General features: G+C 71.4%; 15 protein-coding genes. 9 read left to right on the plus strand and 6 right to left on the minus strand.

Annotated features, from left to right (window positions below):
• Window positions 1–7: 7 nt before the first annotated feature.
• From DB32_RS03490 to DB32_RS03525, 8 genes are all read left to right on the plus strand, one after another.
• Window positions 8–652: an RNA polymerase sigma factor gene (locus DB32_RS03490; protein ID WP_240481155.1), complete on the plus strand. Its 645-nt coding sequence runs from the start codon at window positions 8–10 to the stop codon at window positions 650–652.
• Window positions 649–1,365 carry a tetratricopeptide repeat protein gene (locus tag DB32_RS03495; RefSeq protein WP_053230995.1) on the plus strand — a complete coding sequence of 239 codons (717 nt, stop codon included), beginning with the start codon at window positions 649–651 and terminating at the stop codon, window positions 1,363–1,365. The genes DB32_RS03490 and DB32_RS03495 overlap by 4 nt, the downstream gene beginning before the upstream one ends.
• Complete coding sequence (locus tag DB32_RS03500) at window positions 1,362–2,519, plus strand: hypothetical protein (protein WP_053230996.1); 1,158 nt, start codon at window positions 1,362–1,364, stop codon at window positions 2,517–2,519. The genes DB32_RS03495 and DB32_RS03500 overlap by 4 nt, the downstream gene beginning before the upstream one ends.
• Window positions 2,520–2,591: 72 nt before the next feature.
• Window positions 2,592–3,566 (plus strand): type 1 glutamine amidotransferase family protein, encoded by a 975-nt coding sequence (locus tag DB32_RS03505; RefSeq protein ID WP_157068678.1) that lies wholly within the window; start codon window positions 2,592–2,594, stop codon window positions 3,564–3,566.
• Window positions 3,563–4,711 (plus strand): alpha/beta hydrolase-fold protein, encoded by a 1,149-nt coding sequence (locus tag DB32_RS03510; RefSeq protein WP_053238669.1) that lies wholly within the window; start codon window positions 3,563–3,565, stop codon window positions 4,709–4,711. Before DB32_RS03505 ends, DB32_RS03510 begins: the two co-directional genes overlap by 4 nt.
• 136 nt (window positions 4,712–4,847) lie before the next feature.
• Complete coding sequence (locus tag DB32_RS03515) at window positions 4,848–6,089, plus strand: ATP-grasp domain-containing protein (protein ID WP_075097808.1); 1,242 nt, start codon at window positions 4,848–4,850, stop codon at window positions 6,087–6,089.
• Entirely contained in the window at window positions 6,086–6,388 is a 303-nt protein-coding gene (locus tag DB32_RS03520) for a hypothetical protein (RefSeq protein WP_053230999.1), read from the plus strand. Before DB32_RS03515 ends, DB32_RS03520 begins: the two co-directional genes overlap by 4 nt.
• 38 nt (window positions 6,389–6,426) lie before the next feature.
• Window positions 6,427–7,194 carry a hypothetical protein gene (locus DB32_RS03525; RefSeq protein WP_157068680.1) on the plus strand — a complete coding sequence of 256 codons (768 nt, stop codon included), beginning with the start codon at window positions 6,427–6,429 and terminating at the stop codon, window positions 7,192–7,194.
• Here the strand turns inward: DB32_RS03525 and DB32_RS03530 are convergent, their stop codons facing one another.
• Complete coding sequence (locus DB32_RS03530) at window positions 7,195–8,490, minus strand: peptidoglycan recognition protein family protein (RefSeq protein WP_169791323.1); 1,296 nt, start codon at window positions 8,488–8,490, stop codon at window positions 7,195–7,197.
• 220 nt (window positions 8,491–8,710) lie between these two features.
• Between DB32_RS03530 and DB32_RS03535 the strand changes: the two genes are divergently transcribed.
• On the plus strand, window positions 8,711–9,619 hold the full coding sequence (locus DB32_RS03535) for a sterol desaturase family protein (RefSeq protein ID WP_053231002.1): 909 nt from the start codon (window positions 8,711–8,713) through the stop codon (window positions 9,617–9,619).
• Here the strand turns inward: DB32_RS03535 and DB32_RS03540 are convergent.
• From DB32_RS03540 to DB32_RS03560, 5 genes are read right to left on the minus strand one after another with little or no spacing between them, the layout of a single operon-like run.
• Window positions 9,589–11,277, minus strand: a complete 1,689-nt coding sequence (locus tag DB32_RS03540; protein WP_053231003.1) for a sodium:solute symporter family protein — start codon at window positions 11,275–11,277, stop codon at window positions 9,589–9,591. The genes DB32_RS03535 and DB32_RS03540 overlap by 31 nt on opposite strands.
• The gene (locus tag DB32_RS03545) at window positions 11,274–13,892 is read right to left on the minus strand and encodes a PIG-L family deacetylase (RefSeq protein ID WP_053231004.1); all 2,619 of its coding nucleotides are present in this window, start codon (window positions 13,890–13,892) and stop codon (window positions 11,274–11,276) included. The genes DB32_RS03540 and DB32_RS03545 overlap by 4 nt, the downstream gene beginning before the upstream one ends.
• Window positions 13,892–15,049, minus strand: coding sequence for an N-acetyl-alpha-D-glucosaminyl L-malate synthase BshA (gene bshA, locus DB32_RS03550; RefSeq protein ID WP_075097439.1), 1,158 nt, complete (start codon window positions 15,047–15,049; stop codon window positions 13,892–13,894). Before bshA ends, DB32_RS03545 begins: the two co-directional genes overlap by 1 nt.
• Window positions 15,046–16,554: a bacillithiol biosynthesis cysteine-adding enzyme BshC gene (gene bshC / locus DB32_RS03555; RefSeq protein WP_169791324.1), complete on the minus strand. Its 1,509-nt coding sequence runs from the start codon at window positions 16,552–16,554 to the stop codon at window positions 15,046–15,048. Before bshC ends, bshA begins: the two co-directional genes overlap by 4 nt.
• The gene (locus DB32_RS03560) at window positions 16,551–17,492 is read right to left on the minus strand and encodes a DUF2911 domain-containing protein (RefSeq protein WP_053231006.1); all 942 of its coding nucleotides are present in this window, start codon (window positions 17,490–17,492) and stop codon (window positions 16,551–16,553) included. The genes bshC and DB32_RS03560 overlap by 4 nt, the downstream gene beginning before the upstream one ends.
• Window positions 17,493–17,556 lie beyond the last annotated feature (64 nt).

The following is a 17,556-nucleotide window of genomic DNA, read 5'->3' on the forward strand; positions in this document are numbered from 1 at the left end:
ACGCGTCTTGCTGTTCTCGGCAGCCACCGCCATAACCGCCGCCGTGCTCGGACGAACCGCGCACCAGGTTCCCGCGTCGAGCGAGCAGGCGCTCGTCGATCGGCTGAAGCGCGGGGACGCCGCCGCGCTCGGTGAGGCCTACGATCGCCATCACGAGGCCGTGCGCGCGTTCGCGCGCCGCCTCCTCGGCAACGAGGCCGCCGCCGAGGATCTCGTGCACGACGTGTTCGTCGCGCTGCCCGATCTGGTGCGTCGCTTCGAAGGTCGCTCGAGCCTGCGCACGTACATCGTGTCGATCGCGTGCAACCACGCGCGGCACGCGAAGCGCGCGACGGCACGCAGGCTCGGCGCGCTCGAGCGGCTCCACGCGGAGCCGCGCGACAGCACGCCGGATCTCGAGGCGGCGGAGGAGCGGAGGCAGCTCGCGGAGACGATGCGCCGGCTGCTCGATGCGCTCCCGATGGAGCAGCGGGTCGCGGTGGTGCTCTGCGTCGTCGAGGAGCGCACGTCGGTGGAGGCGTCGGAGATCATGGGCGTGCCCGAGGCGACGGTGCGCACGCGTCTCTTCCATGCGCGCCGCAAGATGCGCGAGATGCTCGAGTCGGAGGCCCGCACCGAGGCGCGGGCGGCAGGGATCGAGGTGCGCCGATGAACGACGACGAATTCGACGCGATGCTGTCGCGCGCCGGGCGCGCGATGCGCGAAGAGGTCGGCGGAGAGTCGGATCAGGCCGCGCGCACCCGCGCGAAGATCCTGGCGAGCCGGCGCGCGAGCACGCAGCGGACGATGTTCGCGATGGCCGCGGCGGCGGTGCTCGCGCTGGGCCTCGGCGTGCCGACGGTGTGGGCGTGGTCGACCGGTCGCCTCGACGCGTGGCTCGGTGAGGACGAGCCGGCGCCGAGCACGACCGAGGTCGCGCCGCCGCCGGTGCGTGAGGTCGCGCCGCGCGAGGTGATCGAGGTCGCGGAGCCCGAGCCCGAGATCGTCGCGCCGATCGAGCCGATGCCCGAGCCGGTCGTCGTCGAGCAGCGCGAGCGCGCGCCGGAGATCGAAGACGACGAGGACGACGACGACGGTCGCATGCGGGGCGTCGATCCCGCGGAGCGTCGTGCGTATCGCGAGGCCCACGCGCTTCACTTCGACGCGCGTGATCCCGCGGGCGCGCTCACGGCGTGGGAGCGCTATCTCGATGCGTATCCCTCGGGGCGATTCGCGCTCGAGGCGCGCTACAACCGCGCGCTCTGTCTGGTGCGCCTCGGTCGCGACGGCGAAGCGCGCGACGCGCTCGTGCCGTTCGCGGCGGGCGAGCACGGGACGTATCGACAGCGCGAGGCCGCGGAGCTCGTCGAGGCGCTGGGCGAATGAGCGCGCGAGAGATCGTGATGGGCGCGGCGATCGCGATGATCGCCGCGCTGGGCTGGTGCGCTGCGGCGAGCGCGCAGGAGGTCGGCGCGATCGAGCTCGTCACGCGCGGGCTCGATGCGCGCAGCGTCGAGGTCGAGCGCGTGCGGCGCGCGCTCGCGGAGGAGCTGCACACGGACGTGCGGGTGCGCGCCGTGGCGCGCCGCCGTCGCGAGGGCACGACGATCATCGCGCTGCGATCGACGGGGCGCGGTGAGATCGCGGTCGAGCACGAGCGCGCCGACGGGACGCGGCTGACGCGCGCGATCGTGCTGCCCGAGGACGCCGAGGAGCGCGTCGCGAGCGTGGTGATCGTGATCGCGAACCTCGTGCGCGACGAAGCGAGCGAGCTGCTCGCGATGCTGCGCGCGCGGCGCGTGCCGGCCGAGCCCGAGGCCACCACCGAGACGCCGCCCGAGCCCGAGGCCCAGACCGAGACCGAGATCGTCGCGGAGACCGAGATCGTCGCGGACAGCGAGAGCGTCGCGCCGGCCGAGGCCGAGGCGGCGCAGATCGAGCCGGCCGAGCCCGAGGTCGTCGCCGAGACGACGCACGTCGAGCCCGGAGTTCGCATCCGCAGCTCGAGCGCGACCACCGAGGCCCACGCCACGACGACGCCGGTCGTCGCGACTCGCAGCGTGTCGCGCGAGCCGTTCATGCGGATCGGGCTCGAGACGCTGATGGGCAGCGTTCAGCGCGTCGACGGGTACGATTTCACGATGCTCGGCGGCCTCCACGTCGCGTTCATGCCCTCGGAATTCCTCGCGTTCGGGCTGCGCGACATCGGCGGCGGCACGGTCGGCGCGAACGACCGCATCCACAACGAGCTCACGCCGTTCGTCGAGCTCGCGTGGCGCCCGATGTTCGAGCTCGCGCTCTACGGCCAGCTCGGCGCCGAGATCCAGATGCAGGTGCTCGGCGGGCGCGGCGCAGCGGTCGGTGTCGCACCGATGATCGTCGTCGGATCGCGCTTCCACGTGGCGCGTGAATTCTCGATCGGCATCGAGACCGCGCTCCACGGCGTGGTGACCGACACGCTCCTCACGCACTTCCACGGGCTGCCGCAGGGCGCGGTGCTGTGGACCGCCGGTCTCTCGCTGCTCTTCCACATCTCCTGACGTCGGAGATGATCGGCGCGTGCGAAACGTCGATCGCGCTCGGCGCGATCCGCGTGTAGCATCGCGGCCCTCGTGAGCACTCCGAGACCGCCGCGGGCCATCGTGCTGCTGGGCGCGCAGCGATTCGATCCGACGCTCGGCGCAGCCGCCGCCGAGCTCGGCCTCGATGGCCCCATCGCGACCATCACCGCCGGCTGGCAAGAGCGCGAAGGCGAGGACTCGGACCTCCACGAGCACCTCGGCAAACGCACGATCAACCTGCGCCTGCACCGCCGCGCCGACGAGGCGTTCCGGGCCGACCCCGAGCTCCACGCCGCGCACCGCAAGAAGCAAGAGCGGCTGCGTCACAAGCAGGACTTCTATCGCATCCGCCTCGAGCACGAGCTCGACGCGAACCACGTGATCCGCCAGCGCAAAGCGCCGCCCGAGATCCTCGCGGAAGAAGAGGCCGCGTCGATCGGCGCGATCCGTCTCCTCGACGAGTACCACCTCGGACAGTGCGCGAAGGTGGAGTCGGAGTTCGACGCGGCGTGGCGGCCGTTCGAGCGCGACTCCATCGCTCGTCATCGCCACGAGATCGCCGAGATCCTCCGCGACACCGTCGCGATCGCGATCGCGGGCGGGCACGTCGCGACGCTGCTGAATCGACTGCGGCTCTTCGGGATCGCCGAGCTGATCGACGGGCAAGTGGTGCTCGCGTGGGCCGCGGGCGCGATGGCGATCTCCGATCGCGTCGTGCTCTTCCACGACTCGCCGCCGCAGGGCCCCGGCGCGTCGGAGGTGCTCGATCGCGGGCTCGCGCTCTGCTCCGGCGTGGTCCCGCTGCCGCACCCCGAGACGCGCCTGCGGCTCGACGACGCCGAGCGCGTCGCGCTGATGGCCCGCCGGTTCGCGCCCGCGCGATGCCTCGCGATGCCTGCCGGCGCGCGCATCACGTATCGCGACGGTCGATTCGGCTCGCCGCATCGCGTGCTGCGCCTCTCGATCGACGGCACGCGCGCGCCGGTGCAGCCCACCGACGATCTCCTTCCCGAGGAATGGGCATGACGCAGTCGCAGCTCCTCGCGATCCACGAGCTCGAGGCGAGCCAGCCCGATCGCGCGAAGGTCGACGCGTGGATGGCGGGCCGTCGCTTCCCGATCGTCGAGGGTGGGCGCGTCACGTTCGTCTTCCGCGGCGACGCCGACGGCGTGACGTTGCGCCATTGGGTCTACGGGCTCGAGTCGAACTCCGCGCTGCAGCGGATCCAGAACACCGACCTCTGGTATCTGGTGCTCGAGGTCCCGCCGGGATCACGCGTCGAGTACAAGCTCGAGATCCACCGGAACGGCCACTCCCAGTGGATCGAAGATCCGCTCAACCCGCATCGCGCGCGCGACCCGTTCGGCGCGAATTCCGTGCTGCAGGGCGTGGGCTACGAAGTGCCGGAGTGGACGCGCCCCGATCCGCTCGCGCGGCCTGGCGTGCTCGAGCCCTTCGCGTTCCACAGCAAGGCCCTCGGCGCCGTGCGCCACGGACACGTCTATCTGCCGGCGCGATTCCGGCGCACGCGCCTCTATCCGCTGATGATCGTGCACGACGGCAGTGACTATCTGAACTACGCGTCGATGAAGACGGTGCTCGACAACCTGATCCACCGTCTCGAGATCCCCGACGTGATCGTGGTGTTCACGGACTCGCCGGATCGTCTGCGCGAGTACGCGAACGACGAGCGCCACGCGAAGTTCCTGACCGAAGAGCTGGTCCCCGATCTCCAGAAGCGATTGCCGCTGCAGGATCGTCCGCAGTCGCGCTGCCTGATGGGCGCGAGCTTCGGCGGTGTCGCGTCGCTGTCGACGGCGTGGCGGTATCCCGGGTTCTACGGGCGATTGTTGCTCCAGTCGGGATCGTTCGCGTTCACCGACATCGGTCGTCGCAATCGACGTGGGCCGCTCTTCGATCGAGTGGTCGAGTTCGTCAACGCGTTCCGCGCCGAGCCCACGGCGATCAGCGAGCGAGTGTTCCTCTCGTGCGGCGTGTACGAGTCGCTGATCTACGAGAATCGCTCGCTCGTCCCGCTGCTCGACGGAACTGGCATGCAGGTGAAGCTCGTCGAGGCGCGCGACGGGCACAACTGGGAGAACTGGCGCGATCGACTTCGTGAGGGGCTCTCCTGGTTGTATCCGGGGCCTCTCATGATGATCTACGAGTGAGGCGCCTCGGCGGGACGGCTCGCCGACTCGTCGGCTGTAGGGTGGGGTGGGCCGCTCCCGCGTCGCGCGTGTGGAGCGACGGCGATCGCGATCGGGCTCGTCGGGCGTGGCCGGGTTCGGATACGATCCCGCGCGCATGACGGAGATCACTCGGAACATCGGGCTCTCGCTCGGCGCCGACATCTGCTGGCCGCTCTGTTACGAGCACCTGATGAAGCGGCTCGATCTGCGCATCCCGACGAAGGATGGCGACACGATCCGCTTCCACGTGGAGCGCGTGACGATCGAGCCGTTCGATCTCCGTCAGCCCGTCAAATACGACGTCGTGATCGACCGATTGACGCACTGGTATCACACGTCGCGCGAGTGGATCAAAAAGGGGGTCGTGATGAACGACCTCTACGTCTTCAACAATCCGTGGTCCGTGCAGAGCATGGAGAAGCACACGTCCTATGCGGCGATGATGCATCTCGGCATGCCGATCCCGGAGACGTGGATGGTCCCGCCGAAGTCGTACGAGCCGACCGCGGATCTCCGTCCGACGCTGAATCGCTACGCGAAGCTCTTCGATCTCTCGAAGATCGCCGAGAAGCTCGGATATCCGCACTTCATGAAGCCCTACGACGGCGGAGGCTGGCGCGGCGTCACGAAGATCGACGACACCACCAAGCTCCGCCAGGCGTACGAGGAGAGCGGGAAGTCCGTCATGCACCTCCAGGCGGGCGTGAACGGCTTCGATCGATTCGTGCGCTGCATCGGGTTCGGGCCGCAGACGAAGTGCGTGCTCTACGATCCGAGCGCGCCCCTGCACGATCGCTACACGATGGCCAAGGACTTCATCCCGAAGGCGGAAGAAGAGCACCTCGCCAAAGTGACGAAGACGATCAATGCGTTCTTCGGCTGGGAGTTCAACTCCTGCGAAGCGCTCCGCAAGGACGGAGTCTGGTACCCGATCGACTACGCCAATCCGTGCCCTGACTCGCAGGTGACGAGCCTGCACTACCACTTCCCGTGGCTCGTGAAGGCGTACATCCGCTGGAGCGTGTTCTGCGCGGCGACGAAGCGTCCGATGCGCCGCACGCTCGACTGGGATCCCTTCTATCGCATCGCGGCGGGCGAGCTCTCGTACGAGGAGAAGCTCGACCACTACGCGAAGGTCGCGGACCAGCGCTTCGAGCGCGATCAGTTCGAGGAGTTCTGCGGCAAGCACCTCGCGCACCTCGACGAGGTCGCGTGCGAGTTCTTCTCCACCGCGGAGGCGTACGACGCGGTCCGACAGAAGGTCTCCGCGCTGTTCCCCGCGCACGAGATCGAGGCGTTCACCGAGCTCTTCTGGAAGCGCATCCAGGCCTGGCGCGCCGACGAGCGCGGCGTGTGAGCGCGGACGAGGAGAAGCTGCGCGCGCGCTTCGCGGACGCGGAGGACGAGGAGCTCCAGCTCATCGCGCGCAGCGCCTCGCAGTCGTCACTGGCGCGCGCGATCGCGCGAGAGGCGCTGATCGCGCGCGGGCTCGACGCGCCTCCCGAGCTCGATCCGAGCGCGCCGCGCGTCACGAGCACCACGCGCGCCCCGCGCGAGCCGGCGAGCGGCCCGAGCACCGCTGCCCTCGCGCGCGCGCTGATCGCGGCGGTGATCGCCGTGATCGCGCTCGCGATCCGCTGTGGCAGCGGCGGATGAGCGCCCAAGGCGCTCGCGGCGGCGCGTTTCTCATCCGAGTGAGCCGAGCGATCGTCGTGGGTGTGCTCCTGCTGTGCGCGACCTCGAGCGTCCGCGCGCAGGACGGTCGGGTCGCCGATCGCGCGGCCGAGGCGGACCTCGAGGACGTGCTCGGTCCGGGCGCGAGCGGGGCGCGCGCGCGCCGCATCGCACCGCCGGTGTACGACGCGGATCTCCAGGCCGCGCTCGACGGCGCCGAGCCCGAGGTGCGCCGCTGCATCGAAGAGACGATGCCCGGTGTGCGCGCGTCGCTCCGCGCGCGTGTGCGAGTCTCGGCGCGCCGCGGCGTGACGATCACCCAGACGCTGCGCCCGCGGAGCGCGCAGGCCGAGGCGTGCATCGATCTCGCGATCCGTCGCTGGGTGCAGCCGCTGCTCTCGCGTCCGCTGCCGACTCCGCTCGACGGCACGCTGCGCATCGCGATCGGCGGCGTGATCGTCCCGCCGCCGCCGCCTCCTCCGCCTCCGCCCCCTCCGCCTCCGCCTCCTCCGCCGAGTCGCTACGACGAAGGCCAGGTGCACGCGGCGCTCGACGCGATGCGCGCGTCGCTGATCGAGTGCGTGCCCGATCTCAGCCCCGGCATCGCAGGGCGCATCACGCTGCGCGTGTCCGTGCGCCCCGACGGCTCGCTCACGCTGATGGGCGTGCAGCTGCCCACCGGCGTGCGCGGCGCGTCGTCGCTCTCGTGCCTCGCGTCGCGCGTCACCTGGCTGCGCGTTCCGCCGCCGCCCGGCGAGCGGCTCGTCGTGCACCACGTCGATCTCTGATCACGCGCCGCAGCCCGTCGAACCGCTCGCCTCGGTGCACAGGCACGTGCCGCATCCGCCGCTCGAGCGCGCGCGCCACGTTCCGTCGCAGCACTGGTAGGCCGACGAGCACGCGGTGTTCGCGTAGCGACCGCCGAACGAGTGCGTGCAGCTCGCGCCCGCCGGCGGTCCCGCGCTGCAGCCGGTCTCGCCGCTCGTCTCGACGCACGTGCACGCACCACACGCACCGCGGGTGCGCCACGTTCCGTCGCAGCACTGGTAGCTCGCCGAGCACGCGGCGTTCGTGTAGCTGCCGCCGAACGTGTGACGGCAGCTCGCGCCCGGCGTGGGCGTGGGCGTCGGCGTGGGAGTCGGCGTGCCGCCCGAGAGCGTCTGCGTGCGGCCGACCGAGATGATCTCGCTCAGACGTTCGCGCAGGTGATCGCCGGGGCACGTCGTCGACTGCCCCGAGTGATCGCGATGACCACGCACGCGCGCGCTGTCGACGGTGATGCCGTGGAGACGCGAGAGCGTGCCCACGAGGCGCCCCGCGATCTGGATCGAGGCGTCGCTCGGACGGCTCGCGCCGAGCCCACCGCAGCCGCTCGTGTGGAAGCAGCCGATGAACGAGATGCCGATGTTGCCGCTGTTGTTCCCGCCGACGTGCGCGCCGAGCAGCTGCAGCGGGCGACCTTCGTAGATGCGCCCGTCCTGACCGACGAGGAAGTGGTACCCGACGTCGCACCATCCGCGGGTGTCCATGTGGAAGTGCTGGATGCCGCGCATCTGTCGCGCGGGATCGGTGCTCGACGTGACGGTGTGGTGCACCGCGAAGCGCGTCTTGCGCGCGTCGCCGTCGGTGCAGCGCGTCGCGCGCGCGCCCCACGACTCGCGGGTCACGATGCCGAGCCCGTGGAGCTCGGTGCGCAGCGCTTCGCGTGCGACGCCGAGGTCGTCCTCGGGCGTCTCGATCTCCGCGCCCACGTCGGGGATCGTCGCAGTCCACCGCAGGAGCTGGACGATCTCGACGGCGTCTGCGCGGATGCGCAGCTGCGCGCCGTCACCGATCGCGCCGAGGTCCGCGACCGCGACGTGCTGATCCTCTTCGCTCCACGTCGCGCCGAGCGCGGTCCAGTGGCCGGTCGGGTCACCCGCCGAGAGGACTCGAGCCTCCATCGCCGGGATCTCGCCGGGGCTCGTCAGCCCCACGACCGCACCGGCACGACTGACCCCATCGGGCACCTCGAGCACCGGCGAGACGAGCCACTCGCCCTCGCGCGCCCAGCCCTCGAGCAGCTCTTCGCTCGAGGCGGTCATCTCGAAGGAATCGTGTCCTTGATCGCGCTCTGGACTGCCGAGCTGGTTCGCGCATCCAGCGGCGAGGAGCAGCGTGATCGAGACGAGGAGTGCAGTCCGCAGGGTCGTCATGCGAGACGCGCTGAGCAGGTTCCGTGCGCAGCACCGAAGCACGCCTTTTCTCGCACATCTGCATACGTGGCGATCGACCCGTTCTCCGGGCACTGTTGCGCTCGCAACCATGCTCTACGAGCTCGCCCAACGCGGGAATTTCTTCACCACGTGGCTCGCGCTGACCGTGATCGCGTTCGCGCTCACGATGCTCATGTCGGGCGCGCTCTTCCGCCGCTACTACTGGCGCCCGACGTTCGAGACCTGGCGCTACAAGACGAACCCGCAGTTCCCGAAGCCGGTGATGATCCGTCGCGAGGTGCTGCAGATGCTGAAGGGCATCTACACCGCGACGCTGTGCCCGGCGATCGCGCTGCACCTCGTCGACGCGGGCTGGTCCCAGGCGTACGGCGGGCTCGGCGGATACGGCGTCGGATATCTCGTCTTCACGTTCTTCGTCGTGTGGATCGGATCCGATCTCTACGAGTTCGCCTATCACCGGCTCGGCCACACGCGCGCGTTCTGGTGGAAGCAGCACAAGCCCCACCACGCGTTCGCGAACCCCACGCCGTTCGCGGTGATCGCCGACGATCACCTCGATCAGCTGATCCGCTCGGCGCCGCTGCTCTTCATCCCGATGTTGATGCCGATCAACATGGATCTGCTCTTCCTGACGTACGGCGCGTTCTTCTACGGATACGGCGTCTACCTGCACTGGGGCTACGAGCTGCGCTGGCCCGATGCGCACCACCCGTGGATCAACACCGCGTTCCAGCACTACATCCACCACGCGCGCTCGACGCTGATGCAGCCGATGCACACCGGCTTCTTCTTCAAGCTCTGGGACAAGCTCGCGGGCAGCGAGTACCGCGCGGGCCCCGAGACGTGCGCGTGCGCGAAGTGCTCGATCGCGCGCGGCGAGCGCACGCGCGAGGAGTTCGAACGCATCGTGAAGCCGGACTACTCGCCGCTGCTCTCGCCGTCGTTCTGGCTGACGGGCAAGGTGCGTCAGGTCGAGGAGCCGGCGCCCGCCGAATAGCGCTGGAAGATCGGCGCGGTGATCATCACGACCACGCAGCCGACGACGTTGTACCAGAGGAACGCGACGTCGCTGACCGCGACCAGCAGCAGCACCACGCTCTGCGCGACGAGCGCGCCGTAGAACACGGCGCGCGCGTGGACGCGCTTGAGCAAGAACGCGGTCAAGAAGATGCCGAGGATCGATCCGTAGAAGATCGATCCGAGGATGTTCACCGCCTCGATCAGGTTGTCGAAGAGCGACGCCCAGCTCGCGAACCCGAGCGCGATGAGGCCCCAGAGCGCGGTGAAGATGCGCGACGCGCGCAGCTGCTCGACGTCCGACGCGTTCGGCCGGAAGACGCGCTTGTAGAAGTCGACGGTCGTCGTGGTGCCGAGCGCGCTGAGCTCGCTCGCGGTCGACGACATCGCGGCGCAGAGGAGCACCGCGAGCAACAAGCCGACGAGCCCTGCGGGCAGCGCGTTCAGGATGAAGTGGAGGAACACGAAGTCGGTGTCCTCGCGTCCTCCGTCACGCACGGTGCGCGCGGCGAGCGCGCGCGCTTCGTCGCGGATCGCGTCGCTGCGCTCGACCGCGGCGACGTAGGTCGCGCGCGCCGCGGGCTCGTCGGCGGTGTCGCGCGCGATCGCGAACGCTTCCGCGGCGTCGCGCCGCTCGGCCCACGCCGTGTCCCACTCGCCCTGCAGCTGCGTGAGCTCGGCGGCCGCGGGTGATGCCTCGAGCCGATCGACGAGCGGCTCGTCGAAGATCATCGGCGAGGGCGCGAAGAGGTAGTGCACGAAGAGCAGCACGCCGACGAACAAGATCCCGAACTGCATCGGGATCTTCAGCACGCCGTTGAAGAGCAGCCCCATGCGGCTCGCCGCGATCGACTGCGCGCCGAGATAACGCTGCACCTGCGACTGATCGGTGCCGAAGTACGAGAGCGCGAGGAAGAACCCACCGAGCAGGCCCGACCACACGTTGTAGCGAGTCGAGAAGTCGAGCTGCAGATCGACGACGTTCATGCGCCCCGTCGCGCCCGCGAGCCGCGCTGCGTCGCCGACGCCGATCGACTCGGGGAGCTGCGCGATCAGGATCCCCGCGGCGATCATCATCCCGACGAGGATCACCGCCATCTGCTGCTTCTGCGTCTGCGCGACGGCGCGCGATCCGCCGGTCACCGTGTAGACGATCACGGTCAGGCCGATCACCGCGTTGGTCACGTTGAGCGACCACCCGAGCACCGACGAGAGCAGGATCGCGGGCGCGTAGATCGTGATGCCCGCGGCGAGCCCGCGCTGCACGAGGAAGAGCGCCGCGGTGAGCAGGCGCATGCGCAGATCGAAGCGACGCTCGAGGTACTCGTAGGCGGTGTAGACCTGCAGGCGGAAATAGGTCGGGACCATCAGCGCCGAGATCAGGATCATCGCGAGCGGCAGGCCCAGATAGATCTGGACGAAGCCCATCCCGTCGGAGAACGCCTGGCCGGGGCCCGAGATGAACGTGATCGCGCTCGCCTGCGTGGCCATCACCGAGAGCCCGACCGTGATCCAGTCGAGCTCGCGACCGCCGCGCATGTGCTCCTCGGCGGTCTTGACGCTGCGCGCCTTGTAGACGCCGAAGAACGCGATGACGCCGAGCGTGCCGACGAGGACGATCCAGTCGGCTGCGCTCACGAGAACTTCCGGCTGATCCAGTAGAAGACCGCGATCAGCACGACGAGCAGCGCTGCGACGCCCGCGTAGATGCCGCGCCACGTGCCGAACGGCGCGGGCTCTTCGTCCTCCGTCGTGTCGAGCGCGGCACGGGGCGCATCGGTTGCCGGACGACCGAGCGCGATCAGGTTCTCGAGGAGCCGATACGCGCCGGGCACGCCCGCGGGCAGCTGTCGGAAGAACGAGAGCCCGGTGTAGACGAAGTGACCCTGGCCGTGCGACGCGACGAGCAGCGCGCCGTCCTGCGGCGCCTCGCCGGGATCGCGCATGCGGAGCAGCGGCGTGTACGCCGCGTCCCACTGCTCCGCGAAGTAGAGACCGCGCTCCTGCACCCAGCCCTCGAAGTCCGCGGCCGCGATGCGATGCGGCGTGGTGAGCGCGGGATGATCGGCGGTGAGGAGCTCCACCGCCGCGGTCTCGTCGGTCACGCGTCCGCGCCCGAGCGTGAGCGGCGCGGGGCCGATCTGCGCGCGCACCTGCTCGAGCCGGTTCTCGGTCTGATACTGCACGATCAGCGTGCCGCCGCGCTCGACGTACGACATCAGCGCGGCGTGCTGCGCCGCGAGCTCGGGCACTGCGTTGAACGCGCGCACGCCGATCACGATCGCGTCGAAGCGCGAGAGATCGCCGGCGAACGCCGCGACGTCGAGCGGCACGACGTCCATGCCCGCTTCGCCGAGCGCGGCGCCGACTCCGTCGCCGGTGCCCTCGACGTAGCCGACGCGCCAGCGCTGTCCGGCGAGCGAGCGCAGCGCGACCGGAAGCACACGCGTGCGCGTGCGGAGCAGCACCGATCGCTCCGGCACGTGCGGATAGTCGAGCGTGCTGACCTCGAGCGCGGCCGCGAGCTCACCGCCCGGCGCGCGCCATCGCGGTCGCACCTCGCCGGGCTGCGCGTCGGCGGCCGCGCGTGCTTCGACGCGCAGCTCGCCGCGCCCCGATGCGTCGACCTCCAGCGTCGTCGTCGCCGGCGAGAACGTCCATCCACGCGGCGCGTCGAGCTGCACCTCGTAGCGACCGGGCGCGCCGCGCGCGGCGAAGCGCAACGTCGTGCTCGCGCCGGGGGCGGCGAGCGCGACCGGACGCTCGGGCGTGAGCAGCAGCGCAGGGTGCACCTCGAGCTCGCGCACGCGCTCGCCGAGCACGGGATCCGCGCGCACGTGACGCACGCCGCGACGCACCGCGACGCGCTCGCCGTCGATCGTGAACGTCAGCGTCGCGGCGATCGCGGGATCGGTCCACGGCGCGATGCGCGCATCACCCTCGGCGTGCTCGCGGCCGGGCTCGGGATCGGCGCGCAGCCAGTGCATCACGCTCGGCGCGGCATCGGCGGGCACGGTGATCTCGAGCGATGGAGTGGCCGCCGCGCCGGGCTCGAGCGCTACGGGCGCGACGGGCGCGGTCTGCAGCGCGCGGCGCGCGCCGCCTTCGACCTCGGCGTCGAGCGCGATCGACTCGAGCCGCACCGGGAGCGCGGTGCGCGCGAGCAGCTCGATCGAGAGCGGCAGCGTCTCGCCCGGATGCACGATCGCGCGCTCGGCGCGCACGTCGACGAAGAGCCCTGCGAGCGCGGGGACCAGCGCGTCGATCCACACGATCAGCGCGTCGCGATCGGGGCTGGCCGCGAGCGCGGAGAGCCCACGACGCGCGCGGAGGAGCGGCGCGACGCTGCGCTCGGGATGCGCGGGATCGTACGCATCGAGCGCGCTCGCGACTTGACGTCCGAGCGGCGCCGCGCCCTCGAGCGACTGCCACGTCGGCGTGATGCCCTCGAGCACGTCCTGCTGCGCCTGCGCGCCCTCGAGATGGACGAGCCGGATCACCGAGGGTCCGCGACGGCCCATCGTGCCGAAGCCCTGGCTCCGGTGCTGGCTGCGGCTCGTCGCGGCGATCTCGCCATACGAGCGGCCGCGCCACGGATCGAACGCGCCGACGTCGAGCGTGACGTAGGGACCTTCGGGCACCGTCGCGCCCATGAAGCGCGGCACGTCGTGGACGAGGCGCGTCACGCTCCACGTGCCGAGCCGCGCGACCTGCTGCGGGTACGCGCTCGGATCGGCGGCGAGCGCGAACGCGCGTCGCGCGAGGCGCGCCGACGCGAGGTGGTGCCCGTGGGTCTCGCCGCGCTCGGGGAAGCGCGTGATGATCACGTGCGGGCGGAACGTGCGGATCGCCTGCACGACGTCCTCGAGGATCGCGTCCTCGCCCCACGTCGCGAGCGCTTCCTCGGCGGACTTCGTGTAGCCGAAGTCGAGCGCGCGCGTGAAGAGCTGCTGCGCTCCGTCGATGCGGCGCGCCGCGAGCAGCTCCTGGGTGCGCAGGATGCCGAGCGCCGCGCCCTGCTCGGCGCCGATGCGGTTCTGTCCGCCGCTTCCTCGCGTCAGCGAGAGATACGCGACCTGCGCGTGGCGCGCGCCCGCGAGGTACGCGAGCAGCTCGGTGTGCTCGTCGTCGGGATGTGCCGCGACGTACATCACGCGCACGCCGGTGGACAGACGCGCGAGCTCGTCGTGGAGCTGCGCTGCGTCGGGGGTCGAGAGCACGCCGGCGAGGCCGAGGATCCAGAGGCTGGGCATCAGTCGCTCCGAGGGCTGCGGAAGGCGCCGAGCGCGCGGCGATGGACCGCCTCGTACGCGTCGGTGGTGGCGCCGGGAGAGAAGCGCTCGCGCGCGTCGCGCGCGGCGGCGATCGACATGGCGGTGCGTGCGCTCGCGGGCGCGCGCAGGAGCGTCTCGGCGGCCGTGGGCAGCGCGTCGAGCGCGTCGACGAGCACGCCCGTCACGCCGTCGCGGACGACCTCGGGCAGGCCTCCGACGCGCTGCGCGAGCACCGGCACGCCGCACGCGAGCGCTTCGAGCGCGGCGAGCCCGAAGCTCTCGATCTCGCTCGGCAGCACGAAGAGATCGCAGGCCGCGATCCAGCTCGCGAGCGTCGCGGGATCGTCGGCGGGCGCGACGAAGCGCAGCGCGTCGCCGATCCCCGCTGCGCGCGCGTCCGCTTCGACACGATCGCGCTCGGGCCCGTCGCCCACGAGCAGCAGGCGCGCGCCGCCCGGCAGCGCGCGCGTCAGGTGCTGCATCATCGGCACGAGCGCGCGCGTCTGCTTCACCGGGCGAAAGTTCGAGACGTGGACCAGGGTCGCCGCGGCGCGGCGCCCACCGAAGATCTCGTCGACGCGCGCGCGATCCGCGGCTTCGGGTCGGAACACGCGGCCATCGACCGAGTTGGGCACGACGATCGGCGCGACGTCGAACGCCTGCTGCGTGGCGCGCTGCAGGAACGCCGACGGCGTGGTGATCGCGTCGACCGAGCGCAAGCACGCCGCGATCACGCTCGCGTAGCGCGCGTCGGCGCCGAACGTCGTCACGTCGGTGCCGTGCAGCGTGAGCACCAGTGCGGGGCCCGACGTGCCGAGCGTCTCGCGCACGAGGTGCGCGGCGACCGCGTGCGGCACGCCGTAGTGCAGGTGCACGACGTCGAACGGGCGCTCGCGATGCCGCGCGATCAGCGTCGCCGCGAGCGCGAGCGCGTCGGGCTGCGCGAAGAGCGGATGCTCCGGCGCGACGATCTGCGCGAACCCGACGCTCGCATCGCGCAGCCGCGGAGGTCGCGCCTCGGCGAGCACCGTGACGCGATGTCCGCGCGCCGCGAGCTCCTGCGCGAGCTCCACCGCGACCGTGCCGCTTCCTCCGAGCGACGCCAGACAGACGACGCCGATCTCGAGCCGGCTCACAGCGCGATCTCCTCCTCGGCTCCTTCGGTCCCGGGCTCGCGCTCGATCGCGGCCGCGATCACCCGCCGCACGTCGAGGTGCGCGAGCGACGGCAGCGCATGCACGCGCTCCTGCGGCGCGCCGCCCGGGCGCAGCGCGGCGATCACTCGACGCAGCGTCGTGATGCGCGTGTTCTGGCGCGCCGCGTTCGCGCGCTCGGCGCGCGACTGGAGCTTCGCGAGCGTGTGCTCGATCGACTCCTCGGCCTTCGTGGTGCTCTTGCCGAGCCCCGGGTCGATCGCCTCGAGCCCCGCGCGCGCGCTCGCGAGACCGTCGCGCACCGTCGCGCGCAGTCGCTCGAGCTCCTCGCTCAGCGGACCGCGCCCGAGGCGCTGCACCAGCGTCGACTCGTCGTCGCGACGCAGATCGTCGAGCGACAGATCGAGCGCGGCCAGCGCCTCGCGATCCTCGGCGCTCGTCACCACGTAGCTCGCGCGCCGCACGTAGGGCGCCATCGTGAGCCCGAGCGCCTCGTAGATCGGCGGCAGCTGCGCGGCGTACGCGACCTCGCTCGGACCTCCGACGTACGCTGCGGTCGGGAGCAGGTGATCCTGCAGCGCCGGGCGCAAGAGCGCCGACGTGCTCAGCGCGAGCGGCGAGCCCTCGACCTGCGCGAAGAGCGCGTCGCGCGACAGCGTGTGGGTCGCGCCCGAGAGCGCGAATCCGTCACCGCGCGGCGCGAGCCGGTAGCGCGGACCTTCGGGGCCCTCGGGATGGAAGAACGAGAGCGCGCAGTCGCTGCGCACCGGGATCGGCACGCGCTTGCCCGCCGCTTCGAGCCGCGCGGCGTCCGCGATCAGACGTGCCGTGATCGTCTCGTGCGCCTCGAGCGCGCGCCGGTGGATCGGCGCGGCGAGCGCCGCGAACGCGGCATCACGCGGCTGCAGCGTGAGCAGCCCGTAGAGCTCGAACAACGTCGTCAGCACCGCGCCGAACGCGTCGGGCAGCGACGCGCCGGGCCGATGGTGCTCCGCGAGCAGCGCGTGCAGCCACGCACCGTGCTCCGTGTGCCGCAGGTCGAGCGCCTCGAGCACCGCGTCGATCTCCGCGCCCAAGCGCTCGTGCGCGATCGACGTGCGCGCGCGCGACGCGCCGCGCTCCGCGAGGCTCGCTTCGCGCAGCCCTTCCGCGCCGAGCCAGCGCACCGTGCGGATCTCGTCCCAGTCGTGATCCTCGGTCTGCATCCAGAAGAGCGGCACCGCCTCGATGCCCTGGGCGCTCAGCTGGCGCGCGAGGCGGATCGTCGAGACCGTCTTCCACAGCGTGTAGAGCGGCCCGAGGCAGAGCCCGAGCTGCTGTCCGGTCACCACCACCACCGCGCCGCGCGCGAGCGCGTCGAGCGAGGCCCGACGCGCCGCGCTGGCGCCCCACCGTGCGTTCTGCGCTTCGAGCGCCGAGAGCACGGCGGGCGCGATCGTCGCGCGAGCGCGCGCCACTTCCACGATGCGCTCGCGCGTCTCGCTCACCGGCGCCACTCCTCGAGCGCGGTGCGCACCTGCGGCGCGAAGAAGCCGTCGAACGTCTGGTCGCCCGCGCCGAGCTCGAGCGCACGCTCGGCGTGCGGGATCGCCTCGGCGCGACGGCCGTTCGCGTCGAGCGCGCGCGCGAGGAACCACTCGTTCCACCACGTCGACTGGATGGCGACCGAGCGCTCGAGCATCTCGAGCGCGCGCGCCTGCTGGCCCTCCTGCTCGAGCAGGTAGCGGCCCGCGTTGAAGTGCGGGCGCCACGCGTTGCCGACCGTCGCGTCGATGCGCGAGCCGACGAGCGCGGCCGTGTCGAACTCGATCGGGATCGCGACGCGCTTGCCCGCCCAGTCGAGCACGAGGCTCGTGCGCGACTCGGTCGTGTCGTCGAACGAGTACGAGAGCCGCTCGCGCGACGGAGCGTCGGTCGCCGCGACGGTGCCGCGCGCGACGTCCTCGCTCGCGTCGTGCGCCTGCGCGCCGCGGAGCTGGCTGTCGGTGTTGAGGATGATCGTCCACTCGCCGGTCTGCGCCGGGATCACGAAGAGGCTGTAGACGCCGGCGGGGACGCGCGTGCCGAAGATCGTCGCGTCCTCGCTGAGGTCGACGCGCGTCGGCTGGTTCGCGCCCGCGCGCCAGACCTGACCGTACGGGACGAGCTCGCCCCAGATCGTGCGACCGCGCGCGCCCGGGCTGCTGTAGTCGACGCGCACGCTCGCGACGCCGACGGTCTGCTCGACCGCGGCGCGCGGGCTCGGCTGCGGGAGCACCGGCTGCTGCTGGATCGGCGGCGTCTCGCTCGCGGCACGCGCGAACACGACGCGCGGCTCGCCGCCCGAGGTCGTCGCGGTGGTGGTCGAGGCGGTTGTGGTGGGACACGTCGCGCCGCAGCCCACGAGCAGCGCGACGACGGTGGAGATGAGAATGAGTCTGCGCATCGCGCGCGGACCCTAGAGCGCTCACCCAGGGTGTCAACCGTGGCCGCTCACGGAAATCGCCCGC

It is taken from the genome of Sandaracinus amylolyticus (genome assembly GCF_000737325.1).
GTDB lineage: Bacteria > Myxococcota_A > Polyangia > Polyangiales > Sandaracinaceae > Sandaracinus > Sandaracinus amylolyticus.